Source organism: Rhizobium sp. LARHSG275 (genome assembly GCF_052871115.1).
In genome coordinates this window covers 130,919-152,335 of record NZ_JBIXJN010000007.1, presented here as the reverse complement: position 1 = coordinate 152,335, position 21,417 = coordinate 130,919, and the positions used below count along the sequence as shown (strand labels likewise).

Annotated in this window: 21 protein-coding genes; 17 read left to right on the top strand and 4 right to left on the bottom strand. The window is 63.3% G+C overall.

The window, feature by feature from the left end:
• The first annotated feature begins 4 nt into the window (after positions 1–4).
• The 10 genes from cobN to ACIPSK_RS11105 all read left to right on the top strand — a co-directional run bounded on the left by cobN (position 5) and on the right by ACIPSK_RS11105 (position 11,920).
• On the top strand, positions 5–4,117 hold the full coding sequence (gene cobN, locus ACIPSK_RS11150; protein WP_446532927.1) for a cobaltochelatase subunit CobN: 4,113 nt from the start codon (positions 5–7) through the stop codon (positions 4,115–4,117).
• A gap of 68 nt (positions 4,118–4,185) precedes the next feature.
• On the top strand, positions 4,186–4,836 hold the full coding sequence (gene cobO, locus ACIPSK_RS11145; protein WP_017964674.1) for a cob(I)yrinic acid a,c-diamide adenosyltransferase: 651 nt from the start codon (positions 4,186–4,188) through the stop codon (positions 4,834–4,836).
• A 114-nt stretch (positions 4,837–4,950) separates the two neighbouring features.
• Positions 4,951–5,379, top strand: coding sequence for a cobalamin biosynthesis protein (locus tag ACIPSK_RS11140; protein WP_017964673.1), 429 nt, complete (start codon positions 4,951–4,953; stop codon positions 5,377–5,379).
• A gap of 121 nt (positions 5,380–5,500) precedes the next feature.
• On the top strand, positions 5,501–6,454 hold the full coding sequence (locus tag ACIPSK_RS11135) for a nucleoside hydrolase (protein ID WP_162119647.1): 954 nt from the start codon (positions 5,501–5,503) through the stop codon (positions 6,452–6,454).
• A 185-nt stretch (positions 6,455–6,639) separates the two neighbouring features.
• Complete coding sequence (gene cobA / locus ACIPSK_RS11130) at positions 6,640–7,479, top strand: uroporphyrinogen-III C-methyltransferase (RefSeq protein ID WP_162119648.1); 840 nt, start codon at positions 6,640–6,642, stop codon at positions 7,477–7,479.
• Positions 7,476–8,783 (top strand): cobyrinate a,c-diamide synthase, encoded by a 1,308-nt coding sequence (locus ACIPSK_RS11125; protein ID WP_162119649.1) that lies wholly within the window; start codon positions 7,476–7,478, stop codon positions 8,781–8,783. The genes cobA and ACIPSK_RS11125 overlap by 4 nt, the downstream gene beginning before the upstream one ends.
• Positions 8,780–9,865, top strand: coding sequence for a threonine-phosphate decarboxylase (locus ACIPSK_RS11120; RefSeq protein ID WP_446532926.1), 1,086 nt, complete (start codon positions 8,780–8,782; stop codon positions 9,863–9,865). Before ACIPSK_RS11125 ends, ACIPSK_RS11120 begins: the two co-directional genes overlap by 4 nt.
• Positions 9,862–10,842, top strand: a complete 981-nt coding sequence (gene cbiB, locus ACIPSK_RS11115; protein WP_017964668.1) for an adenosylcobinamide-phosphate synthase CbiB — start codon at positions 9,862–9,864, stop codon at positions 10,840–10,842. Before ACIPSK_RS11120 ends, cbiB begins: the two co-directional genes overlap by 4 nt.
• 296 nt (positions 10,843–11,138) lie before the next feature.
• On the top strand, positions 11,139–11,339 hold the full coding sequence (locus ACIPSK_RS11110) for an ECs_2282 family putative zinc-binding protein (protein WP_017964667.1): 201 nt from the start codon (positions 11,139–11,141) through the stop codon (positions 11,337–11,339).
• 149 nt (positions 11,340–11,488) lie between these two features.
• A complete protein-coding gene (locus ACIPSK_RS11105) occupies positions 11,489–11,920 on the top strand; it encodes a L,D-transpeptidase (RefSeq protein ID WP_017964666.1) in 432 nt (143 codons plus the stop codon).
• 69 nt (positions 11,921–11,989) lie between these two features.
• On the opposite strand, the gene ACIPSK_RS11100 is transcribed toward ACIPSK_RS11105, so the two are convergent.
• Positions 11,990–12,712, bottom strand: coding sequence for a Crp/Fnr family transcriptional regulator (locus ACIPSK_RS11100; protein WP_162117674.1), 723 nt, complete (start codon positions 12,710–12,712; stop codon positions 11,990–11,992).
• Between the two features lie 409 nt (positions 12,713–13,121).
• Between ACIPSK_RS11100 and ACIPSK_RS11095 the strand changes: the two genes are divergently transcribed.
• The 7 genes from ACIPSK_RS11095 (at position 13,122) to ACIPSK_RS11065 (ending at position 19,591) form a co-directional block, all read left to right on the top strand.
• Positions 13,122–13,400, top strand: coding sequence for an acyl carrier protein (locus tag ACIPSK_RS11095; protein WP_003540486.1), 279 nt, complete (start codon positions 13,122–13,124; stop codon positions 13,398–13,400).
• 204 nt (positions 13,401–13,604) lie between these two features.
• The gene (locus ACIPSK_RS11090) at positions 13,605–14,087 is read left to right on the top strand and encodes a 3-hydroxyacyl-ACP dehydratase FabZ family protein (RefSeq protein ID WP_003540474.1); all 483 of its coding nucleotides are present in this window, start codon (positions 13,605–13,607) and stop codon (positions 14,085–14,087) included.
• On the top strand, positions 14,084–15,289 hold the full coding sequence (locus ACIPSK_RS11085) for a beta-ketoacyl-ACP synthase (protein ID WP_162117675.1): 1,206 nt from the start codon (positions 14,084–14,086) through the stop codon (positions 15,287–15,289). The genes ACIPSK_RS11090 and ACIPSK_RS11085 overlap by 4 nt, the downstream gene beginning before the upstream one ends.
• Positions 15,290–15,301: 12 nt before the next feature.
• Positions 15,302–16,588, top strand: a complete 1,287-nt coding sequence (locus ACIPSK_RS11080) for a beta-ketoacyl-ACP synthase (protein WP_162117676.1) — start codon at positions 15,302–15,304, stop codon at positions 16,586–16,588.
• Between the two features lie 57 nt (positions 16,589–16,645).
• Positions 16,646–17,674, top strand: a complete 1,029-nt coding sequence (locus ACIPSK_RS11075; RefSeq protein ID WP_138390969.1) for a zinc-binding dehydrogenase — start codon at positions 16,646–16,648, stop codon at positions 17,672–17,674.
• 4 nt (positions 17,675–17,678) lie between these two features.
• A complete protein-coding gene (locus tag ACIPSK_RS11070) occupies positions 17,679–18,614 on the top strand; it encodes a lipid A biosynthesis lauroyl acyltransferase (RefSeq protein ID WP_162117677.1) in 936 nt (311 codons plus the stop codon).
• A gap of 260 nt (positions 18,615–18,874) precedes the next feature.
• A complete protein-coding gene (locus tag ACIPSK_RS11065; RefSeq protein ID WP_162117678.1) occupies positions 18,875–19,591 on the top strand; it encodes a PAS domain-containing protein in 717 nt (238 codons plus the stop codon).
• A 55-nt stretch (positions 19,592–19,646) separates the two neighbouring features.
• Here ACIPSK_RS11065 and ACIPSK_RS11060 read toward each other — a convergent pair whose 3' ends face one another.
• The 3 genes from ACIPSK_RS11060 to ACIPSK_RS11050 form a co-directional block, all read right to left on the bottom strand.
• Positions 19,647–20,009, bottom strand: a complete 363-nt coding sequence (locus ACIPSK_RS11060) for a VOC family protein (RefSeq protein ID WP_017964658.1) — start codon at positions 20,007–20,009, stop codon at positions 19,647–19,649.
• Positions 20,010–20,408, bottom strand: a complete 399-nt coding sequence (locus tag ACIPSK_RS11055) for a polyketide cyclase (protein WP_017964657.1) — start codon at positions 20,406–20,408, stop codon at positions 20,010–20,012. It lies immediately after the preceding gene.
• Between the two features lie 70 nt (positions 20,409–20,478).
• Positions 20,479–21,270, bottom strand: a complete 792-nt coding sequence (locus ACIPSK_RS11050; protein WP_162117679.1) for a helix-turn-helix domain-containing protein — start codon at positions 21,268–21,270, stop codon at positions 20,479–20,481.
• Positions 21,271–21,417: the final 147 nt, after the last annotated feature.

The window sequence follows — 21,417 nt, the reverse complement described above, 5'->3', positions numbered from 1 at the left end:
CCCGATGCATCTGCTTCTGGCTCAACAAGGGACGATCAGCGACGGTGAGGAGGCAATCGACCTCGGGCAGTCCCCGGGCGATATCCTGTTTCTGTCGGCGGCCGACAGCGAGCTTGCCGCGATCGCCGCCGCCTATCGCGATCGCCGGACAGCACCTTCGCTGCGACTCGCCAGCCTGATGAGCCTCAAGCACCCGATGTCGGTCGACACCTATGTCGAGCGCACCGCGCGGCATGCGAAGATGATCATCGTGCGTGCGCTCGGCGGCGCCAGCTATTTCCACTATGCGCTGGAAGCGCTGCATGCGGCAGCCGCCCGCGCCGGTGCCCTGATCGCCGTGCTGCCGGGCGATGCCAGGCCGGATGCGGGGCTGGTGCCGTTCTCTAATGTTGATCTCGACGATCTCAATGCGCTCTGGGCCTATCTGATCGAGGGCGGCGATGCCAATACGCAGGCGTTTCTTGATTATGCCGAGGCGATGCTGGCGGATGGCGAAAAGCCGGCGCCGGCGGTGCCGCTGATGAAGGCAGGTATTTGGTGGCCGCGGCGGGGGGTGATCGGGGTCGAGGCGTGGCGGCGGACTGTTGCGACGCCTGCACAGATGTCTTTGGGTGTGGCACCCCCCTCTGTCCTGCCGGACATCTCCCCCACAAGGGGGGAGATCAGGGATGAGAAGTCTCGCTCCATCTCCTCGGCCGAAGGTGCGGCATCCTCCAACGTTTCTCTTGTGCGAAGCCCTAGCGACTTGCCGATCTCCCCCCTTGTGGGGGAGATGTCCGGCAGGACAGAGGGGGGTATCCCGAACCCGGTGGCAGACGCAGGATCCCAACCCATCGTCGCCATCAGCTTCTACCGCGCCCTCGTCCAAAGCGGCGAGACTGGGCCGATCGAAGCTCTGATCGAAGCGCTGATGACACTCGGCCTGCGGCCGCTGCCGGTCTTTGCCTATAGTCTCAAAGATCCGGTTTCGACAGGCATTCTCGAAAGCGTATTTTCGGCGCTGAAACCTGATGTCGTCATCAACACGACGGGCTTTGCGGTCTCGGCACCGGGGGCGGACCGGCAGCCGACGGTGCTGGAGGCGAATGAGGCGATCGTGCTGCAGGCGATCCTGTCGGCCTCGTCGAGGGAGGCATGGGCGGCTTCTTCGCAAGGCTTGTCGGCGCGCGATCTCGGCATGAACGTGGCGCTGCCTGAAGTCGACGGTCGGGTGCTGGCGCGGGCGGTCTCTTTCAAGACGGCGGCGCGCTACGATGCTGCCGTCGAGACGAATATCGTCGCCAGCCAGGCCGACGCCGGCCGTGTGCGTTATACGGCGGAGCTCGCCGGCAATTGGGCACGGCTGCGGAAGACTTCCGCCGGCGACCGGCGCATCGCGCTCGTCATGGCGAATTATCCGAACCGCGACGGTCGGCTCGGCAACGGCGTCGGCTTGGATACGCCAGCCGGCACCATCGAGGTGCTTCGCGCCATGCGGGCGGCGGGGTATCCGGTCGCCGAGATTCCCGCCGACGGCGATGTGCTGATCCGCCATCTGATGGAAGGGCCGACCAATTCCGGTTCCGACGGAAAGATCATCCGCGAGACGCTTTCCCTGAGTTCGTACCACAGCTTCCTGGAATCTCTTCCTAACAAGATTCAGAATGAGGTGAGAGCCCGCTGGGGAAGCCCGCAAGACGATCCGTATTTTCGCGAGGGCGTCTTCGCCCTGCCCTTCGCGCGCTTCGGCGAGGTCCTCGTCGGCATCCAGCCGGCGCGCGGCTATAATATCGATCCGAAAGAGAGCTATCATTCGCCGGATCTCGTGCCGCCGCACGGTTATCTCGCCTTCTACGCTTTCCTGCGCCGCGAGTTCGGTGCGCATGCCGTCATCCATATGGGCAAGCACGGCAATCTCGAATGGCTGCCGGGCAAGGCGCTGGCGCTGTCTGAAAGCTGTTATCCCGAGGCGATCCTCGGACCGCTGCCGCACCTTTATCCCTTCATCGTCAACGATCCGGGCGAGGGTACGCAGGCCAAGCGCCGAAGTGCTGCTGTGATCATCGATCATCTGACGCCGCCTTTGACGCGGGCCGAGAGCTATGGGCCGCTGAAGGATCTGGAGGCGCTGGTCGACGAATATTACGAGGCATCCGGCGGCGATCCCCGCCGCATCCGGCTGCTCAGCCGCCAGATCCTCGATCTCGTGACCGATATCGGTCTCGACCGGGATGCCGGTATCGCCAAGGGCGAAAGCGAGGGCGAGGCGCTGAAGAAGCTCGATGCCTATCTCTGCGACCTCAAGGAAATGCAGATCCGCGATGGGCTGCATGTGTTTGGGGTCTCGCCCGAGGGGCGGCTGCTGACCGACCTCACTGTGGCGCTGGCGCGGGTGCCGCGCGGGCTTGGCGAGGGCGGTGATGCGAGCTTGCAGCGGGCGATTGCTGGAGATGCGGTGAAAGATCTCTCCCAGCTGAAGGACCCCTCCCCAACCCCTCCCCACAAGGGGGAGGGACTTACCTCTGCGCTTGCTGCAGCCCGTATTGCCAAAGCGGATGTTGAGACGGGGCGCCCAGCAAGCCCCTCCCACCTGTGGGGAGGGGTTGGGGAGGGGCCTTCTTTCGACCCTCTCGACACCGACATGGCCGCCATCTGGACCGGGCCACGTTCTGAGATCCTCGCTGACCTCCTCGATACCCCATGGCGAACCAACGGCGACACCGTCGAGCGCATCGAACTGCTGGCGGCGAAGTTCGTTTCCGGCGAGAGCAAATGCCCCGAGGACTGGAAGGCGACACGGGTGGTGCTCTCCGAAATCGAAACCCGCCTCAAACCCTCCATTCTCGCCTGCGGCCCCGCCGAGATCGCAGGCCTGCTCGCCGGTCTCGACGGCCGCTTTGTCGCGCCCGGACCCTCCGGCGCGCCGACGCGCGGGCGGCCCGATGTGCTGCCGACCGGACGGAATTTCTACTCCGTCGACAGCCGCGCCGTGCCGACGCCGGCTGCCTACGAACTCGGCAAGAAATCGGCGGAGCTGCTGGTGCGCCGCTATGTGCAGGATCACGGCGAATGGCCTGTCTCCTTCGGGCTAACGGCCTGGGGCACGTCGAACATGCGCACCGGCGGCGACGATATCGCCCAGGCGCTGGCGCTGATCGGCGTCAAGCCGCTCTGGGACATGAGTTCGCGCCGTGTCACCGGCTACGAGATCGTTCCGCCGGCAATGCTCGAGCGGCCGCGCGTTGACGTGACGCTCCGCATTTCCGGCTTCTTCCGGGATGCCTTTCCCGAGCAGATCGCGCTGTTCGACAAGGCGATCCGCACCGTCGGCGCGCTGGAGGAGGATGCTGCCGACAATCCCATTGCCGAGCGCATGCGCGGCGAGGCGGCAAGGCTTGGTGCCGCCGGCCTCGACGAAGTCTCGGCAAAACGCCGGGCGGGCTACCGCGTTTTCGGCTCGAAACCCGGCGCTTACGGCGCCGGCCTGCAAGCGCTGATCGATGAAAAGGGCTGGGAGCGGCGCGCCGATCTCGCCGAGGCCTATCTTGTCTGGGGCAGCTATGCCTATGGTGCCGGCGAGGAGGGCAGGGCCGAACGCGGCCTGTTCGAGGAGCGGCTGCGCTCGGTGCAGGCTGTCATCCAGAACCAGGACAATCGCGAGCACGACCTGCTCGACAGCGACGACTATTACCAGTTCGAGGGCGGCATGGCCGCCGCCGCCGAGCAGCTCGCCGGCGCGCGCCCTTCGATCTATCACAACGACCATTCCAGACCGGAAAAGCCGGTAATCCGTTCGCTGGAAGAGGAGATCGGCCGCGTCGTGCGTGGGCGCGTCGTCAACCCGAAATGGATCGCGGGCGTCATGCGCCACGGCTACAAGGGGGCAGCCGAGATCGCCGCCACCGTCGATTATCTCTTTGCCTTCGCAGCAACGACAGGTGCGGTCGGCGAACATCATTTCGAGGCGGTTTACCAGGCCTTCGTCGCCGATCCCGGCGTGCGCGATTTCATGATCGAGAAGAACCCGGCGGCATTTGGCGAGATGAAGAAGCGGCTGCTCGAAGCGATCGACCGCAGTCTCTGGACGCCGCGCAGCAATTCGGCCCGGTTCGACTTAAATCAAAAAAATAGAGCATGATGTCGTCCGAAAACCGCTCACACTTTTCGGCATCATGCTCTAGCCAGACAACAGAATGAGGTGACCCAATGAGCGACGAGACCCCGGATAGCGAGATCGCAGAAGGCGGAGTTGGCAAGGACGACGCCCGCCATGCCGAGAAGATGGCGAAGAAGAAGGCCGCGCGCGACAAGATCATGGCGACCAAGACCGATGGCAAGGGCCTGATCATCGTTCACACCGGCAAGGGCAAAGGCAAGTCGTCTGCCGCCTTCGGCATGATCTTCCGCCATATCGCCCACGGCAAGCCGTCGGCCGTCGTGCAGTTTATCAAGGGCGCGATGTGGACCGGCGAGCGCGACCTGATCGAGAAGCATTTCTCCGATCTCTGCCAGTTCCACACGATGGGCGAGGGCTTCACCTGGGAAACCCAGGACCGCGCCCGCGATGTCGCCGCAGCGTCGGCTGCCTGGGAAAAGGCCAAGGAGCTGATCCGCGACGAGCGCAATTCCATGGTGCTGCTCGACGAGATCAATATCGCACTGCGCTACGACTACCTCGATATCAACGATGTCGTCGCCTTCCTGAAGAGCGAGAAGCCGGCCATGACACACGTCGTGCTGACGGGGCGCAACGCCAAGGAAGAATTGATCGACATCGCCGATCTGGTGACCGAGATGGAGCTCGTCAAACACCCCTTCCGCTCCGGCATCAAGGGCCAGCCGGGCGTGGAGTTCTGAACATCAGGACCGGCTCCCGTCGGCAAAGCGCGCGGGCAACGTTGTGGGCCTCGCGCTCTGCGCTAAACATTCACGTGAGAGAGTCTCTGTTGGAATCTTTGTGGGCTGTTCGTCATGGATGAAGTCCGATTCGACATCGTTCGGCGCCTGGTGCTCGGGCTCGGCTGCGAGCGTGGTGCACCGGCACAGGAGGTGCTGGCTCTAGCCGAACAGGCGCTTCGTAAGGCCGGGGTCAGCGGGGAGGCACTGGCGGCCGTTGCCTCGATCTATACCCGTAAGAACGAGCCGGCGGTGCTTGCGGTGGCGGCGCATTTCTCGGTGCCGGCGGTATTCTTTACCGCCGCACGGCTGGAAGGGGAGACGCCGCGGCTGAAGAACCCGTCGGAGATCGTCTTTGCCCGCGTCGGCTGCCATGGCGTTGCGGAGGCGGCAGCACTAGCGGCAGCGGGCGCCTCGGCCGAGCTTGCCGTTGCCAAGATCAAATCTGCGCATGCGACGGCGGCATTGGCGCAGCGGGTCGCAGAATCTGTATCAAATCAATAAAATAGAGGATGATGTCGTCTGAAAACCGCTCACACTTTTCAGCATCATTCTCTGGCGCTATGATGGCGCCAACGCGCGGCGCCGTCCGGCTGCTTCACGGTTCACATCTAGAGGATATCTCATGCACAAGGTCATTTATGACACTGACCCTGGCGTCGATGACGCCATGGCGCTTCTCTTCCTGCATCGTCATCCCGAAATCGACCTTCTCGGCATCACCACGGTTTTCGGCAACGCCTCGGTCGAGACGACGACGCGCAATGCGCTCTTCCTCAAGCGCGAATGGAATATCCCGGCACCCGTTTCCAAAGGCGCCAGCGTCACCATCGATTCCGCGCGCGCGGAGCGGCCATGGCCGGCCATGGTGCATGGCGAGAACGGCCTCGGTGGTATCGACGTGCCCGAGACGATCGACCTGCCGCTCGATCCGCGCCCGGCGCATCGCTTTATCATTGACACGGTGCGCGCCCATCCGGGCGAAGTGCGACTCGTCGCCGTTGGCCGAATGACCAACCTGGCGCTGGCGCTGAAGGAAGATCCCGAGATTGCGACGCTGGCCAAGGACGTCGTCATCATGGGCGGCAATTTCTATGTGCCGGGCAATGTCTCTCCGGTCGCCGAGGCCAATATCCACGGTGATCCCGAAGCTGCCGACATCGTCATGACCGCGCCCTGGAAGGTCGCCGTCATCGGCCTCGACGTCACCGCGATCACCACGATGAGCCGCAGCTATCTCGGCGAGATGGCGGCCAGGGGTGACAAAGCAGTCAAGCAGCTCGACGCGCTCTCGCAGTCCTACATCGATTTCTACAAGCACGCGGTTGAAGACGGCATGATGGTGCATGACAGTTGCGCCTGCGTCTATGTCGTGGTGCCGGAGCTGTTCTCGTCGATCTCGGGTGCGGTGCGCGTCGTCTGCGGCGGCATTGCCGACGGTCAGACGATCGTTAGGCCGGACGCCCGGCGTTTTCCGCCTGACGGCGCTTGGGATGGGCTGCCGAGCCAGGTCGTCTGCACCGGTATTGAATCGGAGAAGGTCCTCGACCTCATCCGCAACACGCTGCTTGCAGCCTGACGGATGGGAGAGCCGGCGCATCGCGCCGGCTTTCGATATACGATAATATATTCATATTGTTGTGCGGGTTTTTCGAGAATTCGAATCCGCCACTTCGCAAAGTGAGACATGGTCATCTCAGCAACTTCAAGTGAGGTGATGGGCGCGGCGTTGACCTTGGCCTTTGCGGGGCCTAGATCAGCAGAATGATCGATGCCGCATTCTCCCATCTTCCGGCGCTGGAGTCGGGCAGCGTCTGGCTCGTCGGCGCCGGCCCCGGCGATCCCGGCCTTTTGACGCTGCTTGCCGCCAAGGGGCTTTCCGAGGCCGACGTCATCGTCCACGATGCGCTGGTCAACGAGGAATGCCTGGCGCTGGCGCGGCCCGAAACGCTGGTGGAATATGCTGGTAAACGCGGCGGCAAGCCTTCGGCGAAACAGCGCGATATCTCGTTGCGGCTGGTGGAACTGGCGCGCGCCGGCAAGCGGGTGCTGCGGCTGAAGGGCGGCGATCCCTTCGTTTTCGGCCGCGGCGGTGAAGAGGCGCTGACGCTGGTCGAGCACAACGTCCCTTTCCGCATCGTTCCCGGCATCACTGCCGGTATCGGCGGGCTTGCCTATGCCGGCATCCCGGTGACGCATCGCGACATAAACCATGCCGTGACCTTCCTCACCGGCCATGATTCCTCCGGCATCGTGCCCGACCGGATCAACTGGGAGGCAATCGGCCGCGGCTCGCCCGTCATCGTCATGTACATGGCGATGAAGCATATCGCCGAGATCAGCGCCCGCCTGATGGCCGCCGGCCGGCTGCCGTCTGAGCCCGTTGCCTTCGTCTGCAATGCCGCCACCGGCCGGCAGCAGGTGCTGGAGACGACGCTCGGAGAGGCGACCGAGGCTGTGGCTGTCTCCGGGCTGGAGCCGCCGGCGGTGGTCGTCGTTGGCGAGGTGGTGCGGCTGAGGGCCTCGCTCGACTGGCTCGGCGCACTCGCTGGACGGCGGCTGCAGCCCGATCCGTTTCGCCGGCCCGGCAAGGTGCGGGCATGAGCGGCCTCCTGATCGCAGCCCCTTCCTCCGGCGCCGGCAAGACGACGGTAACGCTCGGGTTGCTCCGAGCGCTTCGCCGGCGCGGCATTGCGGTCGCGCCCGGCAAAGCCGGCCCCGACTATATCGATCCCGCCTTCCATGCGGCGGCGAGCGGCACGCTCTGCCTGAATTTCGATCCCTGGGCGATGCGTGGGGAATTGATCTCGGCCAATGCCGCCCTTCATCGTTCCGGCGACCGCATCCTCGTCATCGAGGCGATGATGGGGCTTTTCGACGGAGCCGCCGACGGAAGGGGAACTGCGGCCGACCTTGCCGCTCAGCTCGGGCTTTCGGTGGTGTTGGTCGTCGACGCCTCGCGCATGTCGCAGTCGGTGGCGCCGCTCGTTTCCGGTTTTGCCGGTTTCCGTGCCGATGTCCGCGTCGCCGGCGTCATCCTCAACAAGGTCGGCAGCGGCCGGCACGAAGCGATGCTGCGACAGGCGCTGGAGGCGATCCGCATGCCCGTCATCGCCGTCATCGGCAGCGACAAACGGCTTTCTTTGCCAGAGCGCCATCTCGGGCTGGTCCAGGCCGGCGAACATGCCACGCTCGACGCTTTCATCGACCATGCCGCGGATGCGGTCTCCGAGGAATGCAATTTCGAATTCCTGCTGCGCATTGCAAAGCAGGGGCTCAACCGGCCATCGGCCGCCAATATCGACCGGCTGCCGCCGCTGGGCGCACGCATCGCCGTGGCCCGCGATGTCGCCTTTGCCTTTTCCTACGAGCATATGCTGCTCGGCTGGCGCCGCCGGGGTGCTGCGATCTCCTTTTTCTCGCCGCTCGCCGACGAGGCGCCGGCTGGCGATGCCGATGCGATCTATCTGCCCGGCGGTTATCCCGAGTTGCATGCCGGGCAGCTGGCAGAGGCACAGAATTTCCGCACCGGCATGCTCGATGCGGCAGCGCGCGGCATCAGGATTTACGGCGAGTGCGGCGGCTACATGGTGCTTGGCGACGGGTTGATCGATGCGGAGAGCAAGCGCCATCAGATGCTCGGCCTGCTGCCGGTCGTCACCAGCTATGCGGAGCGAAAGCGCCATCTTGGCTATCGCCGAGTTGTGCCGCTCGACGGCGCCTTCTTCGCACGGATGATGACGGCCCATGAATTCCACTATTCCAGCGTCGTCTCAGAGGGCGAGGGCAAGCGGCTGTTTCAGGTACAGGATGCGCTCGGAACCGATCTCGGCATGGCCGGGCTGCGGCGCGAGCAGGTGGCGGGCTCCTACATGCATCTGATCGACCTTGCCGGAGCCTCCGCATGAGCGCACCGGTCGCCCATGGCGGCGGCATCACCGCCGCTGCCGCCGCCTTCGGCGGCAGGCCGGAAGACTGGCTCGATCTTTCCACAGGCATCAATCCGTGCCCCGTCGCGCTGCCTGACATTCCGGCGCGAGCCTGGCACCGCCTGCCGGACCGGCACCTCATCGATGAGGCAAGGCGCGCGGCGCGCGACCACTACGGCAGCGGCGAGATTCTGCCGCTACCAGTGCCCGGCACACAATCGGTGATCCAGCTTCTGCCACGCCTGGTCGAGGCGGGCAGGCTGGTTGGCGTCGCGGATGAGCAAGTCGATGTGACGGACAATAGGGTTGTCGCGACGGACGATAGGATCGCCGTGACGGACAATAGGATCGCCGTGGTATCGCCAACCTATGGCGAGTATGCGCGCGCCTTCACCTCGGGCGGCTTTACCGTCGACGCTGTCGATAATCTCGCCGCGATCGGGATCGAGCATAGGCTGGCCGTCGTCGTCAATCCGAACAATCCTGACGGACGGGTATGGCCGGCCGAAACACTGATTGCTCTGCACGACAGGATGAAGGCAGCAGGCGGGCTTCTCGTCGTCGATGAAGCCTTCGGTGATACGGATCCAGCGCTCAGTCTTGCATCCCGTGCGCCGCAGCTTACCAATCTCATCATCTTCCGCTCCTTTGGCAAGTTCTTTGGACTTGCCGGCCTCCGGCTCGGCTTTGCGATTGCGCGCGGCGATATTCTCGCGCGTTTCGAAGACTGGCTCGGACCTTGGGCGGTCTCCGGACCGGCCCTTTCGATTGCCGGTTCGCTGCTGCGATCGGACGTTTCTGCTATCCGCAGCCGCATCAATGAACGTTGCACCGGCCAGCATGCGGTGCTGAAGGGCGGGGGGGTGCGGATGGCTGGAGGAACGGCACTCTTCACCCTTGTCGCCGATGCGAGAGCCGGCGACATTTACATGCATCTCTGCCGCCATCATATTCTCGTCCGCAAGTTCGAGTATGCGCCGAATTGGCTACGTTTCGGGTTGACGCCCGATCCGGCGGCAGACAGGCGGCTTGGCGAAGCCCTTCAGAGATTTGAGCGATGACGATCGACGAAAACCTTCTCGTACTGCTTCTGGCGCTGCTGCTCGACCGGATCGTCGGCGATCCGCAATGGCTGTGGTCGCGGATGCCGCATCCCGTCGTCGTCTTCGGCGCGGCGATCTCCTATGCCGACCGGCAGCTCAACCCAGCAAGCCTCACGAGTTCGCAACGCCGAATGAACGGTATCGCCGCCATCCTGGCGCTGCTTCTTTTGACGGTGGCCGCAGGCTTTGTGTTCAACCGGTTCTTCGCGCTGTTCGGCCTTGTCGGCATCTTGCTGGAGACCGGGCTGGTGGCGATCTTCCTGGCGCAGAAAAGCCTTGCCGATCACGTCGCGGCCGTTGCCCTCGCACTGCGCGACGAGGGGCTTGCCGGCGGGCGGGCCGCCGTCTCCCGCGTCGTCGGACGCGATCCCGAGACGCTGGACGAGCCAGCCGTCTGCCGCGCGGCGATCGAAAGCCTCGCCGAGAATTTCTCCGACGGCGTCGTTGCGCCGGCGCTCTGGTATGCCGTCTTCGGCCTGCCGGGGCTCTTCGCCTACAAGATGCTGAACACGGCGGATTCGATGATTGGCCATAAGTCGGAAAAATACATCGACTTCGGCTGGGCTGCCGCCCGGCTCGACGACGTCGCCAACTGGCCGGCCGCGCGCCTCTCCATCCTGCTGATTGCCGCCGGCGCCTGGATCCGGCGGGGAACAAGCGCCGGCCGTGAGGCGATCCGCGTGGCGATGCGCGACGGGGCCTTGCACCGCTCGCCGAATTCCGGCCGGCCGGAGGCGGCCATGGCTGGCGCGCTGAACGTCCAGCTCGCCGGGCCGCGCATCTATGGCGGCGTCATCGTGCGCGAACCGATGATCAACGACGCCGGCCGCGACATGGCGACGTCGGGCGACATCGAGGACGGCGTATCGGTGTTTTATGCCAGCTGCATGGTACTCGCCGGCATCACCTTCGGGCTGTTTTTGTGTTTTCTGTAGTTTGATCCATGGGGCGGGATGTAGGGTTGTGCCGCGGCACCCCCCTCTGCCCTGCCGATCTCCCCCACAAGGAGGGAGATCGGCAGGAGGTTGGATCGTCGGTCACTTTCTGCCGGCAGAGAACGGCAATGCCGTCGTTGTTTGGGGAAACAGTTGCGCCCAGCCAATCTCCCCACCTGTGGGGGAATGCCCGGCAGGGCAGAGGGGGGCTCACACGGCACGCTCCCCGGTAGACAGCTCCCGCTCAAACGTTTATTCCAACCGCCTCCTACCTCCACCAGACCGGAAGCAGAGCGATGACAGTTCAGGTTGAATTACCGTGCCCGAAGTGCAAGAGCACCAAGATGAAGTTCGAGCGCCCCGAGATCCGGGAGACCGACATCATCACGTGTGCGGCCTGCGGGCATAATCTCGGCACGATGGCCTCGATCCGCGAGAAGATGAATAAGGCCTACCAAGGACTCAAGAAGCCTTCGTCGGCGCGCAAACTCCAGTGAGGCAGGCGCCGCTGTCTTCCGGCGCCAGCTCCCGCTTTTTGGTTCGTTAGAATTGTGATTACCATTCGGATTAAAGCAATATAATAAGTATTGCCGTAGTCTCTCTTTCGTGAGGGCGCAATTAAGCTGCGCGAATTCGAAGAGGGGTTATGATGAAGAAGATTTTGGCGGCCGCGGCCGCAAGTTTATTGCTGCAGTTTTCTCCCGTTGCCGCTGAGGCAGCAACGCTGGTCGCCAATGTCAGCATCGGCAAGCAGATGATGACCGTTTCCGAGAACGGCTTCGTCAAGTATCGCTGGAAGGTCTCGACCGCGCGCAACGGCTATATCACGCCAACCGGTTCGTGGAGCGCCAAGTGGCTGTCGCGCGATCATCGCTCGCGCAAATACGACAATGCGCCGATGCCGTTTGCGGTGTTCTTCAACGGCGGTTACGCCGTTCACGCCACCTTCGATTTGAAGCGTCTGGGTACGCCGGCCTCGCATGGCTGCGTTCGCCTGCATCCCGATAACGCCGCCCAGTTTTTCTCGCTGGCGCGACAGGCCGGCCTTGCCAATACCCGCGTCGTGATCACGCGCTGATCTCGGCTCAGCGCCAGACCCCGAATTCGGCATCTGATCCGTTTTGCGCGCTGATCCCGGATCCGCGTTCTATGCGCTGATCATTCGCTCCAGCTCATCCATGTCGGGCACGATGATATGTCGGAAGTTCTCGATGCGAATGACGCCGCTCTTGCGCAGCCTGGTCATCTGGCGGCTGACGGTTTCGATCGTTACCCCCAGAAAATCGGCAATCTCGGCGCGGGACAGCGGCAGGTCGAAATCGGTGCTCGTGGCGGTCTGCGGTTCGGCGTGTGTGGCGATCAGGTAAAGCAGGCTTGCGACTTTCTCGCCTGCGGTGCGCCGGCCGAGGGTCAGCATCCATTCGCGCGCGGCGTCCAGCTCCTTTAGCGCCTGATCGTGCAGACTGCGCTGCAGCTCCGGCGTCTCAGATATCATCCGGTCGAGCAGGTTGCGGGGAAAGACGCAGATTTCGGCATCGGTCGCAGCCTCAGCCGACAGCGAGCTTTCACGGATGAAGGGTCTGCCGACGAAATCTGGGGCGAATTGCAGACCGACGATCTGCTGGCGCCCGTCCTGCATCACCTTGCAGAGCTTCACCACCCCACGCACGATGTTCGAATAGAAAGAGCTTTCCGACCCTTGGGCGATGATCTCGCAGCCGGCCCCGATCTTGCGGCGCAGAGAGTGGCGGTTGAGCTCTCTCAATTGACCGCTCGACACGGCGCCGCAGACGGCGCCGTGCCGCGCCTGGCAGGAAGCGCAAGCGACGGGAGTGCCGGTCTCGAAAGGCTCGCTGCGGGCAATATCCATGTCCTGATCCCTTTTGAAATCTCGTATGGCTGGCACGACTGGCGCGTCCGGCATCGCCAGCATGCCCCAGCGCCGCTTGAGGATTATCAATTTTTCCGGGATCGCTGTTTGATCTAGATCAAAGCATGCCCGCCCGTGGGTTTTGTCGGGAACCGCGCTTGCCCCGGTGCGAGGGCCATCCATGGGTTTGATTCGGACGGCTTCTCCGATCTGCCGGCGGGCGGGCCTTCCACAGAGGCCTCGCCTTCCGCTTCGACGCCTGTTCGGGTGACGGCAAATGCCGGCATTCCATTGCTGTTTAGGCAACACCCAGCCGGCAAATTGCCGCAACGCCGGGATGAAAGCATTGGCTTTTGAAATGGATTTGCCTATGAGGGGGTTTAAATCGTCATTTCATGAGGTACAGCGCGTGACCGCTACATTCGACAAAGTTGCCGACATTATTGCAGAAACCAGCGAGATCGACCGCGCGACGATCACGCCGGAGAGCCATACGATCGACGACCTCGGTATCGACAGCCTCGATTTCCTCGACATCGTGTTTGCGATCGACAAGGAATTCGGCATCAAGATCCCGCTCGAAAAGTGGACGCAGGAAGTCAACGAAGGCAAGGTTTCCACCGAAGAATACTTCGTGCTGAAGAACCTCTGCGCAAAGATCGACGAGCTCAAAGCAGCCAAGGCCTGAGCGACATATCAGTCTTTTTTGAACGCCCTGCCGCCGTGAATATGGCGGCTGGGCGGTTTCGTTCCTAACTAGTGCGTGCCGCCCAAAAGTGCGCAGCGGTTTTGGGACAACGGCATGCATAAAAACAAAGACCTAAAGTGCGAACCAGACGCGCTTTAGGCGTCACCGGCGGGCGGATCTGGCCTGTCGGGCCGGAGGATCCGAATGCTGCTGGAATATTTCCAGATGATTGACCGCGTCGAAGCGGTGGACCTGAAGAAGGGCACGCTTAAGGCGCGATCCGTCGTGCCGGCCAAGAGCCCCGTCTTCGAGGGTCATTTTCCCGGCATGCCGCTCGTTCCCGGCGTGCTCCTGATCGAGACCATGGCGCAGGCCTCCGGCATGCTGGTGCTTGCCGTCACCAATTTTGCCGCCATGCCCTTCCTGATGACGGTCGACGGCGCCAAGATGCGCACTTTCGTCGAACCGGAAGCCGTGCTCGACATTGAGGCGGTGCTCGAGCATGACGGTTCGGGTTTCGCGGTCACCAAGGCTAAGATCACCAGCGGCGGCAAGAAGGTCTGCGATGCGCAATTGAAACTGCGCACCATGCCGTTTTCCGAGGTGCCGCTCGGCGATATCGTGAAGAAACGTGCCGGCGAGATCGGGCTTCTCGAAGCGATCGCGGCGCAGGGAGTGATTGGATGAGCAAGGCTGCAAACGACGTCGTCATCTCGGGCATCGGCATCGTCACCTGTCAGGGCGTCGGCAAGGACGCGCATATCGCGCTGCTTTCTGCCGCCAGTGCGCCTAGAGCGATCGTCGAGACCGAAAAGTTCAAGCCCTATCCGGTGCATCCGCTGCCCGAGATCGACTGGTCGCAGCAGATCGCCAAACGCGGCGACCAGCGGCAGATGGAGAACTGGCAGCGCATCGGCGTTTTCGCCGCCGGCCTTGCGCTCGACGATGCCGGCTTCAAGGATGATATCGAGGCCTGCGGCACGATGGATATGATCGTGGCGGCCGGCGGCGGCGAGCGCGATATCAATGTCGACACATTGATCGTCGATGAGGCGCTGAAGCGCAATGACCGCGAATTGCTGCTCAACGAGAAGCTGACGACCGAGCTAAGGCCGACGCTGTTCCTCGCCCAGCTTTCCAACCTGCTCGCCGGCAATATCTCGATCGTGCACAAGGTTACCGGCTCGTCGCGCACCTTCATGGGCGAGGAAGCAGCCGGCATATCCGCCGTCGAGACCGCCTTCTACCGCATCAAATCAGGCGAATCCTCGCATGCGCTTGTCGGAGGCGCCTTCGCGGCCGAGCGGCCTGATATGATCCTGCTCACCGAAGCGATCGGCGCCCATGCGCGCGGCGATTGGGTGCCGCTCTGGTCACGCAAGCCGAGCGACGGCGGCGGCATGATCACCGGTTCGGCAGGCGCCTTCCTGGTGCTCGAATCGCGCAAGCATGCTGAAGCCCGCGGCGCCCATATCTATGCCGTCATCGACGCGGTCGAGGGTGATCGCGGCAACCGCAATTCCGGCAATCTCGAAGTTCGGCTGGAGCGGCTTTTGGCACCGGCTGCCGGGCTTGCCACTGAGAGCACGGCGATCTTTTCCGGATCGACCGGCATGCATGATTTGGCGGCCCGTGAGCGGGCGGTGCTCGAACATCAATTGCCGGATGTTGCGATCCGTGGCTTCGGCGGCGTCACCGGCCATACGATCGAGACGCAGTTCACGCTGGGTCTGGCACTCGCAGCCCTTGCCGTCGATGGCAAAGCCAAGGTTCCACCTTTCGATGCCGCCCATGAGGCGCCGATGCGGGCAGGCGCCACCGCCGCCGTCGTGACCACGGTCGGACACCAGCGCGGCGAGGGCGTTGCCGTTCTTTCCGCAGATGCGTGAGGAGTGAGAGATATGACAGCTTCCGTTTATAGAGATCACCTCGGTCGTCCGATCGTGGCTGTTACCGGCATGGGCATCATCACCTCGCTCGGTCAGGGCCTCAGCGACAACTGGGCAGCGCTTTCGTCTGGCACGTCGGGCATCCACGAGATCAACCGCTTCCCGACCGAGGGCCTGTCGACGCGGATCGCCGGCACCGTCGATTTCATCGGCATCCCGGTGCCGAACGCCGTCGAGCGCTCCTATGCCTTTGCCCGCGAAACGACGATCGAGGCGCTCGCCGATGCCGGCCTTTCCGGCGATTTCAACGGCCCGCTATTCCTCGCCGCTCCGCCGATCGAGCCGGAGTGGAGCGCGCGCTTCGAACTTGCCGACCGTTCGCCGGGCTCCGACCATCCGGGTGACGCTTATGAGCGATTCCTGACGGCGCTGCGCCAGCGTCCGGACCCGGCCTTCCATGAGGCAGCACTGTTCGGCGCTATTTCCGAGCGCCTTGCCGACCGGTTCGGCACCCGCGGCCTGCCCGTGACGCTGTCGACCGCCTGCGCCTCCGGCGTCACGGCGATCCAGCTCGGCATCGAGGCAATCCGCCAGGGCCGCACGGATCGCGCGCTGACGGTCGCGACCGACGGGTCGCTGAGTGCCGAAGCTCTGATCCGCTTCTCGCTGCTGTCTGCCCTTTCGACGCAGAACGACCCGCCGACCAAGGCCTCCAAGCCATTCAGCAAGGATCGTGACGGCTTCGTCATCGCCGAAGGTGCTGCGACCCTGGTGCTGGAATCGCTGGAATCAGCGGTCGCCCGCGGCGCCAAGGTGCTCGGCATCATGAAGGGCGCCGGCGACAAGGCCGACAGCTTCCACCGCACCCGGTCTTCGCCCGATGGTGGCCCGGCGATCGCGACGATCCGCGCGGCGCTTGCCGATGCCGGCATCGACGAGAGCGGCATCGGCTACATCAATGCGCACGGCACGTCGACGCCGGAGAACGACAAGATGGAGTATGGGGCGATGTCGGCCGTCTTCGGCGAACGGATCGTCGGCATTCCGGTTTCGTCGAACAAGTCGATGATCGGCCACACGCTGACGGCGGCGGGCGCGGTCGAGGCAGTGTTCTCGCTGCAGACGATGTTGACCGGAACGCTGCCGCCGACCATCAACTACAACAACCCCGATCCTTCGATCGTTCTCGATGTCGTGCCGAACAAGAAGCGGGAAGCTCAGGTTTCAGCCGTGCTTTCCAACTCCTTCGGCTTCGGCGGGCAGAATGCCAGCCTTGTCATGGCGCTCGAACCGGCTTAAGCGGTTCCCGACAATTTTTATGACAAGAAGAACGCCTTCAAGGCGAGGGATTTTGCCATGCGCGCTTTGCAACTGATCGACGACCGCAAGCTTGAGATCACCGATCTGCCGGAACCGGATGCCCCAGGTGCCGGCGAGGTGACGCTGCGCGTCAAGGCGGTGGCGCTCAACCATATCGACGTCTGGGGCTGGCGCGGCATGGCATTTGCCAAGCGCAAGATGCCGCTCGTCATCGGTGCGGAAGCTTCCGGCGTCGTCGAAGCGATCGGACCGGGCGTGGCGAATGTGCTGCCGGGCCAGCTGGTGGCGATTTATGGCGCGCGCACCTGTGGCCTCTGCCGCCCCTGCCGCGAAGGCCGCGACAATCTCTGCGAACATGTCTCCGGCGTGCACGGCTTCCATCTTGACGGCTTTGCGCAGGAGAAGGTCAACCTGCCGGCGCGCCTGCTGGTGCCGGCCCCTCCCGGCGTCGACGCGATCGGCGCGGCCCTAGCGCCCGTCACCTTCGGCACGGTCGAGCATATGCTGTTCGACAATGCCAAGCTTGAGCCGGGTGAGACGATCCTCGTCCATGCCGGCGGCTCCGGCATCGGCACGGCGGCGATTCAGCTTGCCAAAAAGATCGGCTGCACCGTCATCACCACGGTCGGTTCGGACGACAAGATCGAGAGGGCCAAGGCGCTCGGCGCCGATCACGTCATCAACTACCGCACCGACCGTTTCGAGGGCGTGGTGCGCAAACTCACCAAGAAGAAGGGCGTCGACGTCGTCTTCGAACATGTCGGCAAGGACACCTGGGCGGGCTCGATGCTCTGCATGAAGCGCGGCGGGCGCCTCGTCACCTGCGGCTCGACCTCGGGCGTTTCCACAGAGATGAACCTGATGATGCTGTTCCAGCAGCAGCTGAAGCTCTTCGGCTCCTTCGGCTGCCGCATGGAGAACATGGCGGATGCGATGCAGAAGATGGGCCGCGGGCTCGTCCATCCCGTCATCGATACCGAGGTCAGCTTCAGCGATATCGACCGGGCGCTGGAGCGGATGGAATCGCGGCAGATCTTCGGCAAGATCATCCTGAAGATGGATTGACTGCGTGAAGCTCTTCATCACCCGGATCGTTCTGGCGCTCAGGAATTTCCAGCAATGGCTGGTGGCGCAAGTGATGTTCGGCTTCCTGAATTTCCTGAAGCTGTTTCCGGCCGACGGCGCGATCCGCTTCGCCGACAGGATGATGCGCCGCCTCGGCCGGCTGACCAGTCGCCACAGACTGATGCTGACCAATCTGCGCAACGCCTTCCCTGAGAAGAGCGAGGCCGAGATCGAGGAGATCGCGCTCGCCAGCTGGGGCAATATGGGCCGGCTTGCCGCCGAATACGTCTTCCTCGACCAGCTGTTCGACTATGATCCCGAAAAGTCGGAGCCGGGCAGGGTGGAGGTGTCGGGCGTCCCGATCTTCCTCGACCTGCGCGACAATCCGCGACCCTTCATCGTCTTTACCGGCCATACCGCCAATTTCGAGCTGCTGCCGGTGGCGGGTGCTGCCTTCGGGCTCACTGTGACCGTGCTCTTCCGGCCGCCGAACAATCCTTATGTCGCCAAGAAGGTGTTCGACTTCAGGAGCGCGCGCATGGGCAAGCTGGTGCCGTCGCATGCCGGCTCGTCCTTTGCGCTCGCCCGTCAGCTCGAAGCAGGACAGGGCGTGGGCGTGCTGGTCGACCAGAAATTCCGCAAGGGGCTGAAGGGCACCTTCTTCGGACGCGAGGTCAAGACCAATCCGCTGCTGCCGAAGCTGGTGCGCCAGTTCGACTGCGAGGTCTATCCGGCGCGCTGCATCCGGCTGCCGGGAAATCGCTACCGGTTGGAAATCGAGCCGCGGCTGGATATGCCGCGCGACGCCGTGGGTAATCTCGACCTGCCGGCCGCCGCCCAGTTGCTCAACGACAAGGTGGAAAGCTGGGTGCGTGAATATCCGGACCAGTGGCTCTGGTATCACGACCGTTGGCAGATCAAGCAGACGCTCGCGCCTTAGAACAGAATGATCTAAAATAATAGTTTGAGCGTGATGTCTGGCGAGAACCGCTCACACTTTCGGCATCATGCTGCAAAAACGCCCACCCTCATTTATCAGCGGTGAAAAGCGGCAGGTGCTCTCGGATTGAAACTGAGGGCGCTTCATGTTACTCGTCACCACCAAGACGCGAATAATGTCTACCGGAAGGCGCATTTTTGGGAAATGCAGCCATGTGAGGTTTCGGACTCGTCTCTTGGGACAATGGGAGTGGAGGCGTCTTGCTGGAGCTTTTTCGAGCTTTTTCTTTGCGTTGCGTGCAAATCGAGGAAGCCATACGCCTGGGCGACGACCGGCGCGTCACGGCGCTCGACCGTCATGTCGAGCCGCTGGTCGAGGCAATCCTCGCCTGCCGGGCAGTCAATCTGCTCGAAGTTTACATGCAGCTGCAGTTTGTGAGCCATCTGATCAGCCAGGATGCGGACGACAGCGCCAGCGTCACGGAGCACACGTCGGTGCTTTCCTACCTGCTCGACCGTTATTTCGGGGCGCATGGGCCGGACTGGCGCGTGCCTTCGCCGCAGGATGTGCGCATCGAGCCGCCGCCGGCCTATGTGCCGGATACCGATAACGGTCAGTTCCTCAACGCGGTGATCCTCGAGAGCCTGCCGGATCGCGTGGCGGTGCTGACCAGGGACTATCGCTACCTCTATTCCAATCCAGCCAACAGCACCCATCTCAACAGGAAGCCGATGGAACTCATCGGCCGCCACCTTTCCGAATTCATCGGCGAGGAGCGGTTTGCCGAATGCGCCAAGCACAAGCTCGACGCCTGTTTTGCCGGTGATCAGATCGACTATACCTATGAGCGCTCAGACAGCAGCGGCGGGTTGCGGCAGGTGCGCTGCCGCATGTCGCCGCTGCGCGATGCGGGCGGCACGGTAATCGGCGCCCTGCTCGTCATGGAAGATCTCGATCGGCTGTCGCAGGCTGCCTGATCCCGATCGGCGGCCTTAGGCAGCCTGACCAACTCGGCTACCTTGGGTAGTCTGGTTAAGCCGCCGCCCAGACGGCGAGCTCGTAACCATCGCGGTCGAGGAAGTGGAAGCGACGGCCGCCGGGAAAATCGGTGATCGGCCGGCAAATCGTGCCGCCGGCTCTTTCGACTGAGGTCAGCACTTCTTCCAGATCATTGGCATAGACGACGACCAACGGGCCGCCCCCCGTCCGCACCGGTCCGAAATCGGTAAAGCCTCCCTTCAGCCGGCCATCGTCGAATTCGCAATAATTCGGGCCGTAATCGGTGAAACGCCAGCCGAAGGCCGAGCCGTAAAAGGCTTTGGCGGCAGCGATGTCGGCGACGTTGAATTCGACATAATCGATGCGGCGGTCGTGGTTTTCTGTCTTCTCGGCCATCTATCTCTCCATCAGGGCTTTCAGCATGGCGAGATCCTTCTCGACATGGGCGGCATCGGCGGAAAACTGCGCGTCGGTCATGCCGGGCAGACGCAGCAGCGTGAACATGACCTCGCAGCCATCGCCGTTCGGCACGATGCGCAGCGCATTATAGACCCTGAGGCCGGATTCGATCGTCACTGTATGATCGATCACGCCGAATTCATTGGCAGGCACGAAGCTCACCTTGACGCTGCCGAGAGCGCCGTGGGCGATCCAGTCGGCGCCGTGCCGTTCGAGGCCGGTCGCAAGGCCGGAAGCCCAGAGCGGCATGTTCTCCGGTTTGCCGGCGAAGTCATAGACGTCGCGCCAGTCGCGCTCGATCGACAGGTGGATGATTTTCGCGGGCATTGTCGTCATCGGCTGCAGGTCCCTGTCATTTGCTTTCGTCAGAATAATGAACCGGCCGGCAGCGTCTTGAACAAAACGGTCAGTCGGCTCTTTGCCGCAAGCTGAGCTGGTCGAGAATGGCCGCGGGCGTCAGCGTCGAGAGCTCGCCGATCTCGCGCGTCATGTGGGACTGATCGGCAAAGCCCGCTTCGAGCGCAAGGCGGGCAAGCGGCATCGTCTCCGACCTGCGGCAGAGGTCGAGGAAACGCTGGAACCGGCGGATCCGTTCCAGCGTCTTTGCGCCATAGCCGAAATGCTGATGACAGCGGCGGCGCAGCTGCCTTTCGCTCATGCCGAGCTTGTCGAGCAGGCCGGATGCCGGGCGAGCGCTGTTGGCGGCGGCGAAGATCACGGCGGCGTCGCGGGCGGGCTCCTCCGCATCGCGCGCGGCCTCTTCGAGCAGGCGGCCAAACAGCGCCGTCGCGGCCGAGGGGCCGGGACAATCCGCAAGCTGCGCTTCGAATTCGGCGGTGTCCTTCCGGCCGATGTCGGCAAGGGGCACCGAGCAGCCGACCAGCGCCGAGAGTGGCGTCTTCAGCCAGGGTGCTGCGGCGCCGGGCGCAAAACGTGCGCCGATGACAGTCGCGCCCGGCCGAATGACGGGAAAGGCCGCCGTTCTGTCGGGACCGGCGACAAGTAGCCGGCCCTCGATCCAGAGGAGATCGCAATAACCGTCCGGCACGATCGCCACCATTGCCGGCGGTCCGTCATGCAGCGCATGCGACCAGAGTCGGCTGAAATGGCGTCGCAGCGCCGGCGGCGGCATAGACTCACGGTAGCAGCCGGCGCGGGCCGCCAGGAGAGCCGTCTCTTTTCGTTTTCCCGATGCCAATGCGATATCTCCCGATGCACTGATAATACCATGAGACGGGGCACCGCGGCAGGTCGCATGAAAAATTGCGGCTTCCGGATTGGGCGGCAGCTGGCGGGTTGTCGGACAAGCCGAGGTATTGCAAGCCTCATTTCATTGGCTTTTGCG